Annotated in this window: 1 protein-coding gene; it reads left to right on the top strand. The window is 68.1% G+C overall.

The annotated features are described in order from the left end of the window. Positions 1 to 306 precede the first annotated feature (306 nt). Entirely contained in the window at positions 307 to 1,584 is a 1,278-nt protein-coding gene (locus tag GPA_RS19430) for a double-cubane-cluster-containing anaerobic reductase (protein WP_015540195.1), read from the top strand. Positions 1,585 to 1,686 lie beyond the last annotated feature (102 nt).

Genomic DNA, 1,686 nt, shown 5'->3' with positions numbered 1-1,686 from the left:
GCTCGGGCGACATCTGACCGAGCGGATCATGATCGTCCCGCGCGGGGCGGGCCCCTGCGCTATACTGGTTTCCGACGGCAGCCCGCCCTCCGGACGCGCACCTTCTGCCAAAGGCGCGTCCCCCTTCTGCATCGGGGCCGCATCGCCGTCCACCCACCGCGCTTCAAGGGAAGCCGGCGGGCGCGCCTCTGCCACCGCGCCCGCTTGTTCTGCACCGCCGTTCCCGGCGGCGTTTCCGCCTGCCCGGGCACGGCCCCAACCAGACGAGAAGACAAGACGCAGGCCCCTGCGAGGAGGATTGCCCCTATGACCGACTACCGCCAGATGTGGACCGATTTGGACATGGACCTGGAGACGCACGACCAGCTGTGCGCCGTGCTGCCCGCCGCCTTCGGCGACACGTACCTCTCCCAGGAGAACCGTCCCGAGAACATGGCCTTCTACGACTTCGTGGTATCCGAGATACACGGCGTGCGCCCCGCCGAGCTCATCGAGCTGCAGAAAGAGGGCGGCAAGGTGTTCGGCACGTTCTGCGTGTTCGTGCCCGACGAGGTGGTGGTGGCCTGCGGCGGCGCCGTGACCGGCCTGTGCGGCGGCTCGCAGTTCTGGGTGCCCGAGGGCGAGAAGGTGCTGCCCAGCGACATGTGCCCGCTGGTGAAGGCGTCGCTCGGCGCGCACTTCGGCAAGACCTGCCCCTACTTCAGCGTGGCGGATATGTACGTGGGGGAGACCACGTGCGACGGCAAGAAGAAGGCCTACGAGATACTCGGCGCCGACAAGCGCACCTACGTCATGGACATGCCGCAGATGAAGCGCCCCAAGGACATCGAGAAGTGGACGGGCGAGATCGCCGACTTCGCGCACGAGGTGGAAAGCGTCACCGGGCGCGCGCTCACGCCCGAGGCCCTGGGCGCGGCCATCAGGCTGATCAACGACAAGCGCCGCGCGCTCGCGCGCGTGTTCGAGGCGCGCAAGGCCGAGGGCTGCATACCCATCAGCGGTAAGGATGCCCTGCTCATGATGCAGATCGCCTTCTTCGACGACCCGGCCCGCTGCGCCGAGATGGCGAACAAGCTGGCCGACGAGCTGGAGCAGCGCATCGTCGACGGCGTGAGCGTGTTCCCGGCGGGCACGAAGCGCATCCTGGTCACGGGCACGCCGCTGGCCATCCCAAACTGGAAGCTGCACCATATCATCGAGACGAGCGGCGCGGCCGTGGTGTGCGAGGAGATGTGCACGGGCACGCGCTACTTCGAGAACCTGGTGGACGAGTCCGCCGACACGCTGGAAGGCCAGTTCCAGGCCCTCTCCGAGCGCTACATGAAGAACAACTGCGCCTGCTTCACGCCGAACCCCGGCCGCATCGCCGACGTGGTGCGCATGGCGCGCGAGTACCACGTGGACGGCGTGATCGATGCAAACCTGAAGTTCTGCACGCTCTACGACGTGGAGAAGCCGAGCCTGGCCGCCGCGCTCGAGGCCGAGGGAATCCCCTGCCTGGCGCTGGAAACCGACTACACCGACAACGACGCCGAGCAGCTGCGCACGCGCGTGGGCGCGTTCGTGGAAATGCTGGGGGAGTAGGCCCGTGGAGCCCGTCGGCAACGAGTCCGCCGCCTCCGGGGTGGAAGGCCGGGACGGCGCCACGCAGCCGGAGGCGCCCGTGGACTGCTACGTGCTGTTCCG

The organism is Gordonibacter pamelaeae 7-10-1-b, assembly GCF_000210055.1.
In the GTDB taxonomy this organism is placed as follows: Bacteria; Actinomycetota; Coriobacteriia; order Coriobacteriales; family Eggerthellaceae; genus Gordonibacter; species Gordonibacter pamelaeae.
The sequence above is the reverse complement of the archived record's forward strand: the minus strand, read 5'-3'. Positions and strand labels throughout refer to the sequence as shown.

What these genes read in the sequence shown, in the direction of transcription:
- GPA_RS19430 (WP_015540195.1), top strand. Translation starts at nt 307, where the DNA reads ATGACCGACTACCGCCAGATGTGGACCGATTTGGACATGGACCTGGAG.